Here is a 15934-nt window from a genome sequence, read left to right on the forward strand (position 1 = left end):
GGGGTTGTGTGCTTGCGCAGGCGGCTGCGCGCAGGCGGGGGCATGCTGGAGGGCGGAGGGTGATGCGGAGGTTCGCCATGCGGTGCTGGGTCGGCGGGTGCGCGGCGGTCGCGGTGGTCGCCGTCGTCGTGCTGGCGGGGTGCGGTGCCCCGGCGGGGCGCGGCACGGGCGGCGGACCGTCCGGCGCGCGAGCCACACGGCCGTCGTCGGCGGTGCCCCCTTCGGCAGCCTCCCCGGCGCCCTCTGCCCCGGCGCAGCAGTGTGTGAGCGGCGAGGTGGAGGTCGGCGTGGCCCCGGGCGACCCGGTGCGCCGGGCGCTGTGCGTGCGGCCCGGAACCGTGGTGACCCTCGTCCTGGAGCCGCGTGTGGACGACAAGCGGTGGGTGGACGTACACAGTTCCGCGCCCGCCCTGGTCTTGCCGGCCGGCTGGCAGGTGGCGGCGGGCGGCGGTGCCCGGGCCACCCTGCGGTGTGCGGGAACCCGGTTCGGCAGCGCCGGGGTCACCGTCACCGCGAAGGCGCCGGACGTGGCCGGTGCCGCCCGGACGGTCTTCACGCTGGACGTGACCGTGGTGCCGTATGCGCGGAGCGGGTGACCCCGAAGACACCGGGGTCACCCGTTCCGTACGGCCTTACAGCCTGCGGTGTGCTCAGTCGAGGTCGCGCAGCCTGATGGTGTAGATGCCGCGCCCGTGGGTGGCCGCGTACAGCGTGCGGCCGTCGGGGCCCGTCTTGAGCTGGAGGACGGCGACGGCCGGGAGGCTGCCGACGCGCTGCCAGGCGGTGTGGCCCGGCGCGCGGTAGACGACGCCGAGGTCGGTGCCGACGACGAGGCCGCCGTCTGCCGTCACGAGCGCCGAGTTGGTCGGCACGTCAGGCAGGTTGGCCGAGATGTCGTGCCAGGTGGTGCCGCCGTCGGTGGACTCGAAGACGTGGCCGACGCCCGCGCCGGGGCCCTCGGTCCAGTGCCGGGAGAAGCCGTTGACCGCGAGGAACACGTGGTCGGCGTTCTTCGGGTCGATGGCGAAGCCGCTGAGGTAGCGGTTGGGCACGGTCCCGTCCACCGGCAGGTTGATGTCGTGCCAGCCGGTGCCGTCCGCGTTGCCGACGGCGATGCCGCGGGCGAAGCCCTGGTTGTTGCAGGGGCCGCACCAGGCGGCGTAGATCTTGCCGCCGGAGGCGGCGACGGCGGTCGCGACGCGGCCGGGGCCGAAGTCGTGCGCGCTGGTCCACTCGGAGCCGCTGCGGATGGCGTAGCCGTGGGTCTGCACCCAGACGTGACGGCCGCCCGCGACCCACGTCGCGCTGTTCTTCTGGTCCGCGGCGAGCGGGGCGATGAAGCGGGCCTCGCTGGTGGCGTTGTCCGGCGGGGCGACGCCGTACGAGGTGACCTTGCTCGGGTCGGTGGTCCAACTTCCGTCGTTGACCGCGCAGTTCTGGGTGACCTGGACGGCGAGGTAGACGTACTCCTGGGCGATGTTGCAGCCGTTGGCGGGGTCGGCGAGCGTGTCGCCGCCGTCGCCGCCGAAGTTGGAGCCCATCACCTTGTCGCCGCCGCGCAGGACGGACTGGCCGTTGTCCTGGAGACCGCCGGTGACGGCGAGGCCACCGTGGTCGAGGTCCTTGCCGATGCCGACCGAGTAGTACTGAAGGGTGTCGATGGTGCCGTCGTTCAGGGACGTCCAGTCGGTGCCGTGGCCGGAGGCGTCCTGGGAGCCGGCGACCGGGCGCTTGTAGACGCCGCCGTCGTTGCCGACGTACACCCAGCTCTTGCCGTGGTAGCGGCCGATGGCGACGCCGTGCTGGTCGGGGTGGGTGGTCTGGTGGCAGTCACCGGTCTGCTTGGCCGGGTCGATGCTCCAGCAGGAGAAGCCGAAGTTCCAGTACGGGCCGACCGCCGACCAGGTGCTGCCGCCGTCCTTGGTCTCGTGGACCTCTTCCAGGCCCGCGTACACGTGCTGCGGGTCGCTCGGGTCGACAGTGAGGAACTGGTTGTACCAGGCCTGGACACCCGGCATGTAGCCGCTGGAGGTGAGGGCCGAACCGTCGGCGGCGAGATCCTTGTAGTCGGCGATCTTTGTCCACGGGCCGGTCGGCGAACCGGACTTGGAGACGAAGATGCCTTCCAGACCGCTGTCCGGGTTCTCGGCCATCTGCTCGGGCGACTGGTCGATGGCGTAGTAGCGGGAGCCGTCGGCGGCGCGGGCGAAGGTGACGTTGCCGACGCCTTCCGGGTCGGCGGGGAGGTCACCGAGGCCGCTGGTGATCCGCGTCCAGGCGCCGCCCGTCTTCGTGTAGAAGCCGTTGTAGGCGTCACCGCCGCGCCAGCCGACGGCCAGGACCACCTTGGACGGGTCCTTGGGGTCGATGGCGATGTCGTTGGTGATGTTCTTGTACGGCGCGCTGGGGTCGCCCGCCTTGGAACCGCCCGGCAGATAGTCGGGGTTGGGCGCGAACTCCAGCTTCCAGGGGCCGCTCAGCCGCTTCGTGGAGTGGCTCCACACGCCTTCGCTGGTGGCCGCCCACACCTTGCCGCCGCCGAAGCGCAGATGGTGGATGGTGGTGCTCTCCAGTTCGTCGCCGCCGACCCGGCGGCGCGGGGAGAAGGTGCCGTCGTGCGGGTCGGCCAGGACGTAGACGCCGCTGCCGAGGTAGGCGTCCGCGTTGGTGGTGGCCTCGCCGGTGCCCAGCCACAGCCGGCCGCCCCGGTCCAGGGCGAGGGCGCCGGTGGTCTGGGCGGGCAGCCGGTCGCTGATGGGCTGCCAGTGGCCGCCGCCGGTGCGCGAGCGCCACACCCCGCCGCCGGCGCTGCCCGCGTAGACATAGCCGTCGTCGTCGGCCGCGACCGCGGCCATCCGGCCGGTGACGTTGCCCGCTCCCCCACTGGAGTTGGAGTCGATGTCGCGGTAGCGGGGGTCGTCGGAGTTGTACGGCAGGCCGGTGAGGTGACGCCAACTGCCGTCGGTCTTACGAAGGTTGTTCATTCCCTCCCAGGCGGCGCCGTAGGCGCCCGGGGCGACGACGCCGGGCGAGGTGCGGGCCTCGGCGAACTGGTCGGCACCCTCGGCTATCTCGTCCGCCTCGTTGCCGTCGTCATCGTCCGCCGCCAGGCTGGGCGACATGTGGCCCGTCGAATGCGCCCGCTCCTTGGCGAGTTGACCGAGGACGCGGACACCAAAGGGGCTGGTCGTGCGGCCGGACGCGGTGGACGGGGGTATCGCCACCAGCGCTGCGGACGCGGTGAGCGCGCAGACGGTGATCCACCGTCTACTGCGGGTTGGCAAGGGCACCAGGACCTCCAAGAAAAGGCATCGCCAAGGCCGACGCTGGAGACCCGATCATGCGTAATCGCGCACGTCCAACACTTGGCCAAATCTTGACGCGTACCCGCCAGTAAGTCGGACGCAGGGCGGAACGAAGGCCGCCGCTCATACGTCGGCGGTATTGACATCGACCTCCGCCAACCCGAGGCTTCGTGCGTGAAGTTGCTCGATTGGTGCTTGTTTTGAGCGCATACGAGCACTACACCAAGGCAAGCTCAGCAAGAACACTCAGTCCGCAATGGTGCGATGGGAGCTGTTCCGCCGTGCGAAGACTCCGACACCGTGTGCCGTGGCCGGCCTGGATTCCGCTGGGGCTGGCGACCGCCCTGGCCCAGGCCCTGCTCGTCGCCCCGGCACCCTCCGCAGCCGCCGACACCACGTCCGGCGGCGTGCTGGACTCCGCCCGCAGCAGCGTCAGTTGGCAGAGTCCGGTCTACGCCAAGGGCACCGGCGGCGGCACCGAGAGCTGCCCCGACGCCGCCGGCGACCCCGACAACAAGGTCTGCGACCGCTTCGACCTGACCGTGTCCGTGCCGGACGGCTACTGGGACGACAACCCCGAGGGCGGCGTCCCGCTGTCCATCAAGTGGGAGCGGCCGTCCGACGACTTCGACCTCTACATCTTCGACGACCACGGCAAGCAGGTCGCGTCCAGCGCCGGTACCGCGGACCCCGAGGCCACGGTCATCCCGCGCGCCTCGGGGACGTACCACGTGGTCGTCGTGCCGTACGACGTCCACGACAACTCCTTCACGGGCACCGCGTATCTGCCCGCGACCACGGACGCCGGTGACCTCACGTCCTTCTCGGGCGGCGACGGCAGCTACACCATCGGGGCCGGGCAGCTGACAGCCCGCGCCGACTTCCTCACGGGTGGTCAACTCCGGCTCCAGGCCGACCCGTCCGGTTCGCTGAGCGATCCGGCGGGCACCGCCATCGTGCGCGACCAGCCCACCCCCGAACGGCACACCTCATCCTTCGACGCGGGCGACTACTACGGCATCCGCTCCCCCGAGGCCGTCCTGCGCGTGTACAAGAGCCCGTTGCGGTTCGGTCTGTACAAACCGGACAACCGCACCCGGATCTGGCAGGAGGACAAGCCGCTGCGCTGGTCCACCGGCGGGATGCGGCAGAGCCTGGAGCGGGGCGCGGACGAGCAGTTCTTCGGCGGCGGCGAGCAGAACGGCAGCTTCTCGCACCGCGGGCAGACCATGTACGTGGCCAACAGCTTCGACTGGAACGAGGGCGGCTACAACAACTCGCAGCCGTTCTACCTCTCCAGCGCGGGCTACGGCGTCTTCCGCAACACCTTCGCCCCGGGCGTGTACACCTTCAATTCGCCGGTGACGACGGGCCAGCAGGAACGCCGCCTGGACGCCTACTACTTCCTCGGTGACGCCAAGCAAGTGATCCGCAAGTACACGGCGTTGACGGGCAGGCCCTTCATGCCGCCGGTCTACGGCCTCGAACCCGGCGACTCCGACTGCTACCTGCACAACGCCAACCGGGGCGAGCGGCACACCCTGGACGCGCTGAAGATCGCCGACGGATACACCGAGAACCAGATGCCGCTCGGCTGGATGCTGGTCAACGACGGCTACGGCTGCGGGTACGAGAACCTGCAGCAGACCGCCAAGGGGCTCCAGGACCACCACGCCCAGCTCGGCCTGTGGACGCAGGACGGCATCGACAAGCTGGCCGACCAGGTCAAGGCGGGCCAGCGGGTGGCCAAGCTCGACGTGGCCTGGGTCGGCAACGGCTACAAGTTCGCGCTCGACGCCTGTGACGCCGCGAAGAAGGGAATCGAGGACAACAGCGACGCCCGCGGGTTCGTGTGGCTTCCGGTGTCCTGGGCGGGCGCGCAGCGCTGCGGCGTGCTGTGGAGCGGCGACCAGAAGCTGTCCTGGGACTACATCCGCTGGCAGATCCCGACGTACGCCGGGGCGACCATGTCCGGCATCGCCTACAACACCGGTGACGTGGGCAGCATCTACCGGCACGACCCCAAGATGTACGCCCGCGATCTCCAGTGGAAGGCGTTCCTCCCGGCCATCATGACGATGGACGGCTGGGCCAGCGACATCACCACCAGGAAGCCCGCCGACCAGCAGCCGTGGCGTGACGGGGAGCCGTACACCTCCATCAACCGCAAGTACCTGCAGCTGAAGGAGCGGCTGCTGCCGTACATGTACACGCTGTCCGCCGAGGCGGCGAAGACGGGCGTGGGCTCGGTGCGTCCGCTGTGGCTGGAGTACCCGGACGACCCGAACACCCTTGGCGCTCAGGCGAAGTACGAGTTCCTGTCCGGCCGCGACTTCCTCGTGGCGCCGGTCTACCAGGACTCGGACACCCGCGACGGCATCTACCTGCCGAAGGGCACCTGGACCGACTACTGGACCGGCCGAACCTACGAGGGTCCCACCACCCTGAACGGCTACCACGCCCCGCTCGACACGCTCCCGCTGTTCGTGCGGGAAGGTGCGATCGTCCCCATGTGGCCCAAGGGGACGACCAGTTGGCAGACCCGCGACCGGCACGAGCTGGACTGGGACCTCTACCCGTCGGCGCACGGCACGAGCCACTACACGCTGTACGAGGACGACGGCGTGACGCGTGACTTCGCCAAGGGCGCGGCGGCCTCCCAGCGGGTGTCCGTGCACACCGGCGCCGCCGAGACGACGGTGGCGGTCGGCGCGAGCAAGGGCGCCTACGCGGGCAAGGTGGACGCCCGGACGTACCGGTTCACCGTGCACGGCGACCACGCGCCCGCGCGGGTGCTGGTCGACGGGCGCCAACTGCCGGACTCCGCCTGGTCGTACGACGCGGACAGCCACGTCACGACGATCACGACGCCGAGCCTGCCGCTGGACCGCGACTTCACCGTTCAACTGGTCGACGGGAGGTAAAGAAATCGTATGGTCTAGTCCAAAGTGAATGTTGGTCTAGTCCAACTGATTGACGTGACCGCAACAGCTCCCGGAGGGTGGGGGCTCCTCACCCCCACCCTCTGGAGGCTCCCCGTGAGACGTCTTCACGCATGTCTGGGCGCGGCGGCGGCCGTCACGCTCGCCGCCGCGGGCACCACCGCGCTCACCGCGGCCGACGCCTCGGGCGCGACCACCGCGCTCGCGAACCGCTGGTACGCCGCCGCCCCCTATCTGATGCCGCTGGACAACGACCCGCCGGACGCATCCACGATCATGGACGCCACCGGCCTCAAGGCCTTCCAGCTGGCGTTCATCCTCGCCCCCAACGGCGGTGGCTGTTCGCCGACTTGGGGCGGCACCGCCGCGGTCTCCTCGGACACCGCCGTCCAGTCGGTGATCGGCACGATCCGCGCCAAGGGCGGTGACGTGTCCGTCTCCGTCGGCGGCTACGGCGGCACGAAGCTGGGCCAGGCCTGCGCGGACGCGGCGTCCACGGCAGCGGCGTACCAGCAGGTCATCACCAAGTACGGGCTGCACGCGATCGACTTCGACCTGGAGGAGCCGGAGTACGAGAACACGGCGGCCATCAAGAACGAGATCGGCGCCGCGAAGATCCTCCAGCAGAACAACCCGGGTCTGTACGTCTCCGTGACCACGGCCGGCACGGCGGACGGCACCGGCTGGTTCGGCAAGCAGATGCTGCTGGAGGCGAAGGCGCAGGGCTTCACCCCGAACAACTTCTCCATCATGCCGTTCGACGGCGGCTTCAACGGGGCCGCGAGCCAGACCGGCGCGCTGACCGACTTCAACGCGATCCTCCAGTCCACCTTCGGCTGGGACCAGGCCACCGCGTACGCGCACGAGGGCTTCTCCGGCATGAACGGCCGCAGCGACACCGGTGAGTACTTCACGCAGGCCGACTTCCAGACGGTGCTGGACTACGCCACGAGCCACAACATGGACCGGTTCACGTTCTGGTCTCTGAACCGCGACCGCCAGTGCACCCCGGCCGACAACGGCGGCCGTACGTCCGGGACCTGCTCCAGCGTGCCCCAGAGCTCCTGGGACTTCGCCGAGTACTCGGTGAAGTTCGCCGGAGTCACCCCGCCGAACCCCACGCCCACACCGACTCCGACGCCCACTCCCACGCCCACGCCGACGTCCTGCAAGGCCACCTGGAGCGCGTCGGCGGTGTACACGGCCGGCAACGAGGTCTCGTACAACAAGCACAACTGGAAGGCCAAGTGGTGGACCCAGAACGAGGTGCCCGGCGCCTCGCAGTGGGGCCCGTGGCAGGACGAGGGCGCCTGCTGATCGATGGCCCCGGCCCCGCCCTGTCACGGCTGACACGCGGTGCGACCTGCGCGACTGGTGCAAACGGCGGGACGGTCGTAGCGTCGAGGTGCACGCGCTCGGACATGGCACGACGGGTGGGAGCGACCATGCGCGGATCAGTGACGGGAACGGCGATCACCCTCGCGGCAGGAGCCCTGCTCACGGCGGCCATGACCACGGCCTCGGCCAGCCCGCCTTCCCCGACGCCGACGGCCAGGCCCCCGCGGCCTGTGCTGGTCGACTGCTTCTGGCAACGCAACGTCCGCCCGGCCGACTTCATCCTGGCCTGCGGCGACGGCAACAGCCGCCTCACCGGGCTCCACTGGACCCAGTGGAGCCCGGGTGGGGCGACGGCCACGGGCGTGAACTACGTCAACGACTGCGACCCGTACTGCGCGGCCGGGACCTTCCACGGCTACCCCGTGATCGTCCGGCTCGACGAGCCCAAGCCCTGGAAGAAGCACCCGTCCGTGCAGCGCTACGGCCAGATGAGCCTGACCTACACCGGCCCCCGGCCGGACGGCTTCAAGCAGGTCATGACCTACCCGCTCTGGGACTGAGCGCGCGGCAGTGGGCCGCGCGGGCGAACCCTGCGGCCACGGCGGCCTGCGCCTTGGGCTGACGCTGCATCATGGTGGTGATCCAGTACGTCGACGCCTCGTGCGCCGTCCGAAGAGAGGTCACCCTTGCCCAGACTTCCCCGCCTGGCGGGTGCCGCCACGGCAGCCCTCGCCCTCGGCCTGATCGTGGCCGCTCAGGCCGCCGGGCAGGACCGGCCGTTCACCGAACCGCATATCGTCGCCCACTTCGACCTGGCCGCCGGGCAGACGCCCGAGAACATCGCGCTCGAACGCGACGGCTCGGCCGACCTCACCCTGGCGTTCGCCCGACAGGTCGCCCGCGTCACCCCCGACGGGCACACCCGGATCCTGGCGAGGCTGCCGGCCGAGGCGAACCCGAACTCCCCGCTCGTGCACGAAGCCGTCGTCACCGGCATCGTCCGGACCCACGACGGCACGCTGTACGTCAACTACGTGACCGGCACCAGCAGGACCGGCATCTGGCGCCTCGACCCCGGCGGCGGCGCCCCGGTGCAGATCGTCCGGCTTCCGCCGACCAGCTACCCCAATGGCCTGGCCCTGGACGAGCGCCGGGGCGTGTTCTACGTGGCCGACTCGGCCCTCGGCACCGTCTGGCGCGTCCCTCGCTCGGGCGGTACGGCCACGGCCTGGGCCACGGCGGCGGACCTCCACCCGCTGCCCTCGCCGCCGGCCCCCGGCTTCGGCGCCAACGGCATCAAGGTCCACCGGGGAGCCGTGTGGGTGTCCAACACCGACCGGGAAACGCTGCTGCGCATCCCCGTCGGCGACGACGGCTCCGCCGGGCCCGTGGAGACCCGGCACCGCGGGCTCGCGGGCATCGACGACTTCGACTTCCCCGGCCACGGCAGCGCCGTGCTCGTCACGCTGAACACGAGCAGCCGGCTCGTCCTGGTCCGCAGCGACGGCAGCAGCACGGTCCTCCTCGGCCGGCAGGAGGGGCTGTCCAACCCGACCTCGGTGGCCGTACGCGGCCGGACGGTGTACGTGCCGAGCGCCGCGTACGAGACCCGGCAGGACGCGAACCTCCTCCTCGCCCGGCTGCGGCACTACCTCGCGCGCTAGCCACTGAACCGCTGGCCACAGGTCCGCTCGCCGCGGCCGGGTGCGCCGGCCGCGGCGAGTCGCGAGGTCAGCCGATCTCGGCCAGCAGGTCGCCGCCCTCCACCTGCTGGATCTTGTTGATGGCCAGCCGGGAGACCCGGCCCGCCTTCGGCGCGGTGATCGTGGCCTCCATCTTCATCGCCTCGATGGTGGCGACGGTGGCACCGGCCTCGATCTCGTCGCCCTCGGCCACCGCGAGCGTCACCACTCCGGCGAACGGCGCCGCCACGTGGCCCGGGTTGGTGCGGTCGGCCTTCTCCGTCACCGGCACGTCGGAGGCCGCCGCCCGGTCGCGCACCTGGATGGGCCGCAGCTGGCCGTTGAGGGTGGACATGACGGTCCGCATGCCGCGCTCGTCGGCCTCGCCGATCGCCTGCAGCTCGATCAGCAGCCGGACCCCGGGCTCCAGGTCGACCGCGTACTCCTTGGCCGGGCGCAGGCCGTAGAAGAACGCCTTGCTGTCCAGCACGCTGGTGTCGCCGTGGATCTGGCGGTGCGCCTCGAACTCGCGGGTCGGGGCCGGGAACAGCAGCCGGTTGAGGGTCGCCCGCCGGTCCTTGAGGAGTCCGGCGCGGTCCTCGGCGGACAGCTCGGGGGCGGGCTTGGCCGCGGCGCGGCCCTGGAGCGCCTTGGTGCGGAACGGCTCGGGCCAGCCGCCGGGCGGGGTGCCCAGCTCGCCGCGCAGGAAGCCGATCACGGAGTCGGGGATGTCGAACTTGTCGGGGGTCGACTCGAAGTCCTCGGGCGAAACCCCGGCGCCGACCAGGTGCAGGGCCAGGTCGCCGACCACCTTGGAGGACGGGGTGACCTTGACCAGGCGGCCCAGGATGCGGTCGGCGGCGGCGTACATCGCCTCGATGTCCTCGAAGCGGTCGCCGAGGCCGAGGGCGACGGCCTGGGTGCGCAGGTTGGACAGCTGGCCGCCGGGGATCTCGTGGTGGTAGACGCGGCCCGTCGGCGAGGCGAGGCCCGCCTCGAAGGGCGCGTAGATCTTCCGCACGCCCTCCCAGTACGGCTCCAGGTCGCCGACGGCCCGCAGGTCGAGGCCGGTGGGCCGCTCGGAGTGGTCGGTGGCGGCGACGAGGGCCGACAGCGAGGGCTGCGAGGTCGTACCGGCCATGGAGGCCACGGCCCCGTCGACCGCGTCGGCACCCGCCTGGATCGCGGCGAGATAGGTGGCGAGCTGGCCGCCCGCGGTGTCGTGGGTGTGCAGGTGCACGGGCAGGTCGAACTCGCGGCGCAGGGCCGAGACGAGCGTGGCCGCGGCCGGGGCGCGCAGCAGGCCGGCCATGTCCTTGACGGCGAGGACGTGGGCGCCGGCCTCGACGATCTGCTCGGCCAGGCGCAGGTAGTAGTCGAGGGTGTAGAGCCGCTCGGCCGGGTCGGAGAGGTCGCCGGTGTAGCAGAGGGCGACCTCGGCGATCGCCGTTCCCGTCTCGCGTACGGCGTCGATGGCGGGCCGCATCTGGCCGACGTCGTTGAGCGCGTCGAAGATGCGGAAGATGTCGATCCCGGTGGCGGCGGCCTCCTGCACGAAGGCGTCGGTCACCTCGGTCGGGTACGGCGTGTAGCCGACGGTGTTGCGACCGCGCAGCAGCATCTGCAGACAGATGTTCGGCACGGCCTCGCGCAGCGCGGCCAGCCGCTCCCACGGGTCCTCGGCGAGGAAGCGCAGGGCGACGTCGTAGGTGGCGCCGCCCCAGCACTCCAGGGACAGCAGCTGCGGCAGGGTGCGGGCGACGACCGGGGCGGCGGCCAGCAGGTCCTTGGTGCGCACGCGGGTGGCGAGCAGGGACTGGTGGGCGTCGCGGAAGGTGGTGTCGGTGACGCCGAGGGTCGGCGACTCGCGCAGCCGGCGGGCGAAGCCCTCCGGGCCGAGGTCCACCAGCAGCTGGCGCGAGCCCGCGGGCGGCTCGCCGGCCGGCAGCGGGGGCAGCTTGGTGACCGGGTCGAGCAGCCGGGGCCGTTCGCCGTGCGGCTTGTTGACGGTGACGTCGGCGAGGTAGGTGAGCAGCTTGGTGCCACGGTCGGCGGAGGACCGGGCGGTGAGCAGGTGCGGGCGCTCCTCGATGAAGGAGGTGGTGACCCGCCCGGCCTGGAAGTCCGGGTCGTCCAGGACGGCCTGGAGGAACGGGATGTTGGTGGCCACACCGCGGATGCGGAACTCGGCGACCGCGCGCCGGGCCCGGCCGATGGCGGACGTGAAGTCCCGTCCCCGGCAGGTGAGTTTGACCAGCATCGAGTCGAAGTGCGCGCTGATCTCGGTACCGGCGTGGGTGGTGCCGCCGTCGAGGCGGATGCCGGAGCCGCCCGGCGAACGGTAGGCGCTGATCCGGCCGGTGTCCGGGCGGAACCCGTTGGCCGGGTCCTCGGTGGTGATACGGCACTGCAGTGCGGCGCCGCGCAGCTTGACGGTGTCCTGGGACAGGCCGAGGTCGGCGAGGGTCGCACCGCCGGCGATGCGCAGCTGGGACTGGACCAGGTCGACGTCCGTGACCTCCTCGGTCACCGTGTGCTCGACCTGGATGCGCGGGTTCATCTCGATGAAGACGTGGTTGCCGTCGCGGTCGAGGAGGAACTCCACGGTGCCCGCGTTGCGGTAGCCGATCTCACGGGCGAACCGCACGGCATCGTTGCAGATCCGCTCGCGCAGCCCCGGGTCGAGGTCGGGCGCGGGCGCCAGCTCGATGACCTTCTGGTGGCGGCGCTGCAGGGAGCAGTCCCGCTCGAACAGGTGGATGACGTTGCCGTCCCCGTCGGCGAGGATCTGCACCTCGATGTGGCGCGGGTCGACGACGGCCTTCTCCAGGAAGACGGTCGGGTCGCCGAACGCGGACGCGGCCTCGCGGGACGCCGCCTCGATGGACTCGCGCAGCTGGGCGGGGCTCTCGACGCGGCGCATGCCGCGCCCGCCGCCGCCCGCGACGGCCTTGACGAAGACGGGGAAGCCGATCTCGTCGGCGGCGCGCACCAGTTCGTCGACGTCGGTGGAGGGCGCGGAGGAACCCAGCACGGGCACGCCCGCGGCGCGGGCCGCGGCGACCGCGCGGGCCTTGTTGCCGGTCAGTTCCAGCGTGGCCGCGCTCGGGCCGACGAAGGTGATGCCCGCCTCCTCGCAGGCGCGGGCCAGTTCCGGGTTCTCGGAGAGGAACCCGTAGCCCGGGTAGACGGCGTCCGCGCCGGCCCGGCGGGCTGCCCCCACGATCTCCTCGACGGAGAGATACGCCCGCACCGGGTGCCCTGGCTCCCCGATCTCGTACGCCTCATCAGCTTTGAGCCGGTGCAGCGAGTTGCGGTCCTCGTGCGGGAACACGGCGACTGTGCGCGCGCCGAGCTCGTAGCCCGCCCGGAACGCGCGGATCGCGATCTCTCCACGGTTGGCGACCAGCACCTTGCGGAACATCCTGGATTCCCTTCAGCCTGCGCCGGCGACGAACACCACGGTGTCAGCCCCGCACTGCCGTACTTGGCGGCAACCATAGGGGGTGCCCGCACATGTCGAAGTGCGAAAACCGTCACATTGACGTGGAGTTTCGCACCCGTTGCCGGGTGGTTGGACGCGGCTGTGCTGTGGGGTGCAAGAGACCGGCCAGGACCTGCTCCCAGGTCCTGTCGTCCTAGGCCCTGTCGTCAAATTCCCGCCGTCCGCCCGAAGGGTGGGCCCCGCGGCGTCTGGTGCGTGCGATCGCAAGGCGCCGGAGCGGCCTCGATGGGGGTCCCCCCGCGCGAGCGTGTTCGAGCGTGGGGGAGGAGTCACGTGGGCGCTCCGGCAACGCGGCTGGGGGTCCCCCCACGCCCTTGAGGCAGTGGGGGAGTGCGTGCCAGGCGTCGCGGGGCAGGCGGGAATTTGACGACAGGGCCTAGCGTTCGGCGGAGGTCATGGAGACCTCGCGTGACGTGGTGTTTCCGGGACGGCCGGCAACCGCCTGGGCCGGCACCGTCACGGGCTTCGCGGGAGCGGGCTCGGCCGCCCGCGACGACGGCAACAGGGCTCGTACGACGGCCCGCAGCCACCCCCGGCGGCCGTGCAGCACGCCGAGGACGATGGCCGCGCCGACCGCGATCAGATGCTCGCGGCCGGCCAGATTGGGCACCGCGATCGACTCCCACACCATCGACCCGCCGGTCAGCGTGAACACCACGGGCGCGCGGCGCACCACCGCGAGATAGGTGAACAGGCCCACGACGGCCGCGGAGGGCCCGGTGTCGAGCACCTTCCCGCACTCGGGCGGCAGCCCTAATCCCCACCAGCCCGGGCCGAACGCGATCATCACGCGCGCGGTGAGGGTGCCGGCCAGCGTCGTGACGTAGGCGATCGCCAGGGTCCGGGCCCGGCCGAGGGCCAGTTCGGCGAGCGCGAAGGCCAGGAACAGCTGGGTGATGCCCGCCCACACCGGCAGATCCAGCGCCGGGACGTACAGCGACACCGGGGTGCGCAGCAGGGACACCCACAGCGGCAGGTCGGCGTAGACGCCGCCGAGCCGCTTCACCCACAAGGCTCCGGTCGGGCGCTGGGCCAGGTCGTGGAAGAAGACGACGCCGACCGTGGCGACGACCCCCAGCAGCAGCCCGGACAGACCGCGCCGGGCAAGCTGGCGCACCGGGTCGACAACGATGGCATGCCACTCGCCCCGCAGCGTGCGCCCGGTGAACCGGGCGAGGCGTGCGAGTGCCGGGCGGAGCAGCTCTTTGTGCCCTTCAGTGGTCATGTGGCACGGCAGCCCATCGCTTCCGGCTCCCCCGTCACACGCATCGCCCCCTTGTGCCTCGCTCCCGACATTCCCGCCGTGCGAGGTGTTGTCTCCATATCCGCCCGTTTCAGGCGCCATCGTATAGATATGCGGATCTTTTCCGGTCGATCCGCCCTGCTCTGTACGGTTCTGTCGCGCTGTACGGTTCTGTCGCGCGCGAGCTCCCTCGGCTCGCCGCGGCGGTTCGGCTCAGGCGCCCGCTCTGGTGAACACGGTCACGGGTAGACCCCTTCCCCCTCCTTGGGCCCCGCGGGCTCGCGCGACCCGATCCGTCTCAGTTCAGCGAGCGGGCAGGCGGGCGTCAAGATCCGCTCCCGGTGCCGTCGGGTGTGGGAAGACCCACAGGTGCGCGGGGCGGGAAACGCGCGGGTCGGAGGCAACTTCGACCGCTTGGAACGCGTCCTTCTAAGAACAGGACACGTCCTCCGAGGTGCGGGAGGGCGTGTCCATCCGGCGTTGCCTTCCCGCCTTGACTTCGAGCGCGCTCCAAGTCGTAGCGTCGCGAACGTCCGGCGGTTCACGCGGGTCGCGTCAGCCGGTATCCCCCTGGGATGCCCGGTGACGGAATCCCGGCGTCGCCGACCTCTCCTGCGCCGAGCCTGCAACACAGAAAGCCCCGCCGTGCTGGGAGAAACCGACCATGCGCGCTTCTTATGCCGGAGACCCGCCCCGCCGAGGCTTCCGGGACTGCTGTCATGCGGAGAAGGCGACGTAAGTGCCAACAGTCAGGCCGGAGAATGTGAGCAGTTGGCGGGGCTTGAGGCAGGTGAACGCCGCGTGCATCCCGATACCGGTGGCGACCGCGAACGGCATCGTCTGTGGGATGAGCAGCGCGGGCGGCAGTGCGATCTCCGCCGTGATGACGGTGACCGCAACCACGCGCCAGAAGCGGACGTCCCGGTCGGTGAGGTTGCCCGCGTGGCGGCGGACGAGGGCGGGAACGGCGTACTGGCGCCGGTAGGGAAGCAGGTCCCTGACCTGGGTGTAGGTGTGGATCCATTGGGCGAGGTAGAGGCCTGTGCGGAACTGCGGGGAGCGGAGTTTCTGCCAGGCGCTGTTCCAGTAGATGTCGGTGGTGATCAGCACGAGGAGACATTGCGACCACGTGTTCGCAGTGCTCAGGCCGTGCTCGACGTGCAGGCCATGGCCGAGGTCTTTGGCGAACAGGAGGCACGTACCGGTCAGCAGGGTATAGCGGATGGCATTGGGGCTCTTGAGGTACAGCAACTCCATCGCGGCGCCGACCAAGACCACCAGCAGCGCGAGGCGGGGGACGAGGCCGAGCGCGAGGGCGAGGGCGACGGCCGTACGGACGATCAGCGCGGGCCGGTAGACGGTGATCAGGAGGCGGGCCCGGGCGGGGCCGAGGCGCTGCTCGGCAAGGTGGGCGCTCAGCGATCCAGGGGTGAAGCGGTCCCAGCCGCCTTGGCCGAAGGCGAGGATGAAGCGCAGGGTGAGCACGGTACCGAAGATGATCCGGAAGGATTGGAGGTGTCCGGGGTCGGTGGGGTGCTGGAAGCCGGAGGCGGCGGCGTCAAAGAACCACACGGCTGCCCCTCACCTCCACGGGCTGCTCACCGCGGGCGGACAGGACGCGGCCGTGTCCGTCGATCCGGTCGTACCGGCCGCTGCGGGTGAGGTGGTTGAGGATCGTCTGGAGCTGGGGCGGCCCGAGGATGAAGCTTCCCGGGGACAGGTAGTCGTAGACGTTCACGGGCTCGGTGTGCCCGTCCATGGTGGTGCCGGTGAGCGAGATGATCGTGAAGGTGGCGCGGCAGAACATCCGCCAGCGCAGCCAGCGGCCGGGCAGGCGGGTGAAGCCAGTGATCATCCATGTCACCAGGCCGAAAGTGACGGCGATCTGGACAGCGGACAGCATGGCAGGAACCTCCGGG

General features: G+C 71.0%; 10 protein-coding genes. 5 read left to right on the top strand and 5 right to left on the bottom strand.

Annotation, left to right across the window (positions count from 1 at the left end):
• The first annotated feature begins 77 nt into the window (after positions 1–77).
• On the top strand, positions 78–596 hold the full coding sequence (locus ACWD3E_RS09115) for a hypothetical protein (protein WP_451386886.1): 519 nt from the start codon (positions 78–80) through the stop codon (positions 594–596).
• Positions 597–650: 54 nt separating this feature from the next.
• Here the strand turns inward: ACWD3E_RS09115 and ACWD3E_RS09120 are convergent, their stop codons facing one another.
• Positions 651–3290 (bottom strand): glycosyl hydrolase, encoded by a 2640-nt coding sequence (locus ACWD3E_RS09120; RefSeq protein WP_451386887.1) that lies wholly within the window; start codon positions 3288–3290, stop codon positions 651–653.
• Between the two features lie 317 nt (positions 3291–3607).
• Between ACWD3E_RS09120 and ACWD3E_RS09125 the strand changes: the two genes are divergently transcribed.
• The 4 genes from ACWD3E_RS09125 to ACWD3E_RS09140 all read left to right on the top strand — a co-directional run bounded on the left by ACWD3E_RS09125 (position 3608) and on the right by ACWD3E_RS09140 (position 9249).
• On the top strand, positions 3608–6229 hold the full coding sequence (locus ACWD3E_RS09125; protein ID WP_451386888.1) for a TIM-barrel domain-containing protein: 2622 nt from the start codon (positions 3608–3610) through the stop codon (positions 6227–6229).
• A gap of 114 nt (positions 6230–6343) precedes the next feature.
• Positions 6344–7564, top strand: coding sequence for a carbohydrate-binding protein (locus tag ACWD3E_RS09130; protein WP_451386889.1), 1221 nt, complete (start codon positions 6344–6346; stop codon positions 7562–7564).
• A gap of 128 nt (positions 7565–7692) precedes the next feature.
• The gene (locus tag ACWD3E_RS09135) at positions 7693–8145 is read left to right on the top strand and encodes a hypothetical protein (RefSeq protein ID WP_451386890.1); all 453 of its coding nucleotides are present in this window, start codon (positions 7693–7695) and stop codon (positions 8143–8145) included.
• Positions 8146–8271: 126 nt separating this feature from the next.
• On the top strand, positions 8272–9249 hold the full coding sequence (locus ACWD3E_RS09140) for an SMP-30/gluconolactonase/LRE family protein (RefSeq protein ID WP_451386891.1): 978 nt from the start codon (positions 8272–8274) through the stop codon (positions 9247–9249).
• A gap of 67 nt (positions 9250–9316) precedes the next feature.
• Here ACWD3E_RS09140 and ACWD3E_RS09145 read toward each other — a convergent pair whose 3' ends face one another.
• The 4 genes from ACWD3E_RS09145 to ACWD3E_RS09160 form a co-directional block, all read right to left on the bottom strand.
• Positions 9317–12691: a pyruvate carboxylase gene (locus ACWD3E_RS09145; RefSeq protein WP_451386892.1), complete on the bottom strand. Its 3375-nt coding sequence runs from the start codon at positions 12689–12691 to the stop codon at positions 9317–9319.
• A 457-nt stretch (positions 12692–13148) separates the two neighbouring features.
• Positions 13149–13997 carry a hypothetical protein gene (locus ACWD3E_RS09150; protein ID WP_451386893.1) on the bottom strand — a complete coding sequence of 283 codons (849 nt, stop codon included), beginning with the start codon at positions 13995–13997 and terminating at the stop codon, positions 13149–13151.
• 735 nt (positions 13998–14732) lie between these two features.
• Positions 14733–15587 carry a hypothetical protein gene (locus ACWD3E_RS09155; protein WP_451386894.1) on the bottom strand — a complete coding sequence of 285 codons (855 nt, stop codon included), beginning with the start codon at positions 15585–15587 and terminating at the stop codon, positions 14733–14735.
• Positions 15574–15918: a hypothetical protein gene (locus ACWD3E_RS09160; RefSeq protein WP_451386895.1), complete on the bottom strand. Its 345-nt coding sequence runs from the start codon at positions 15916–15918 to the stop codon at positions 15574–15576. Before ACWD3E_RS09160 ends, ACWD3E_RS09155 begins: the two co-directional genes overlap by 14 nt.
• Between the last annotated feature and the right edge of the window lie 16 nt (positions 15919–15934).

Source organism: Streptomyces sp. NPDC002676 (assembly GCF_053592455.1).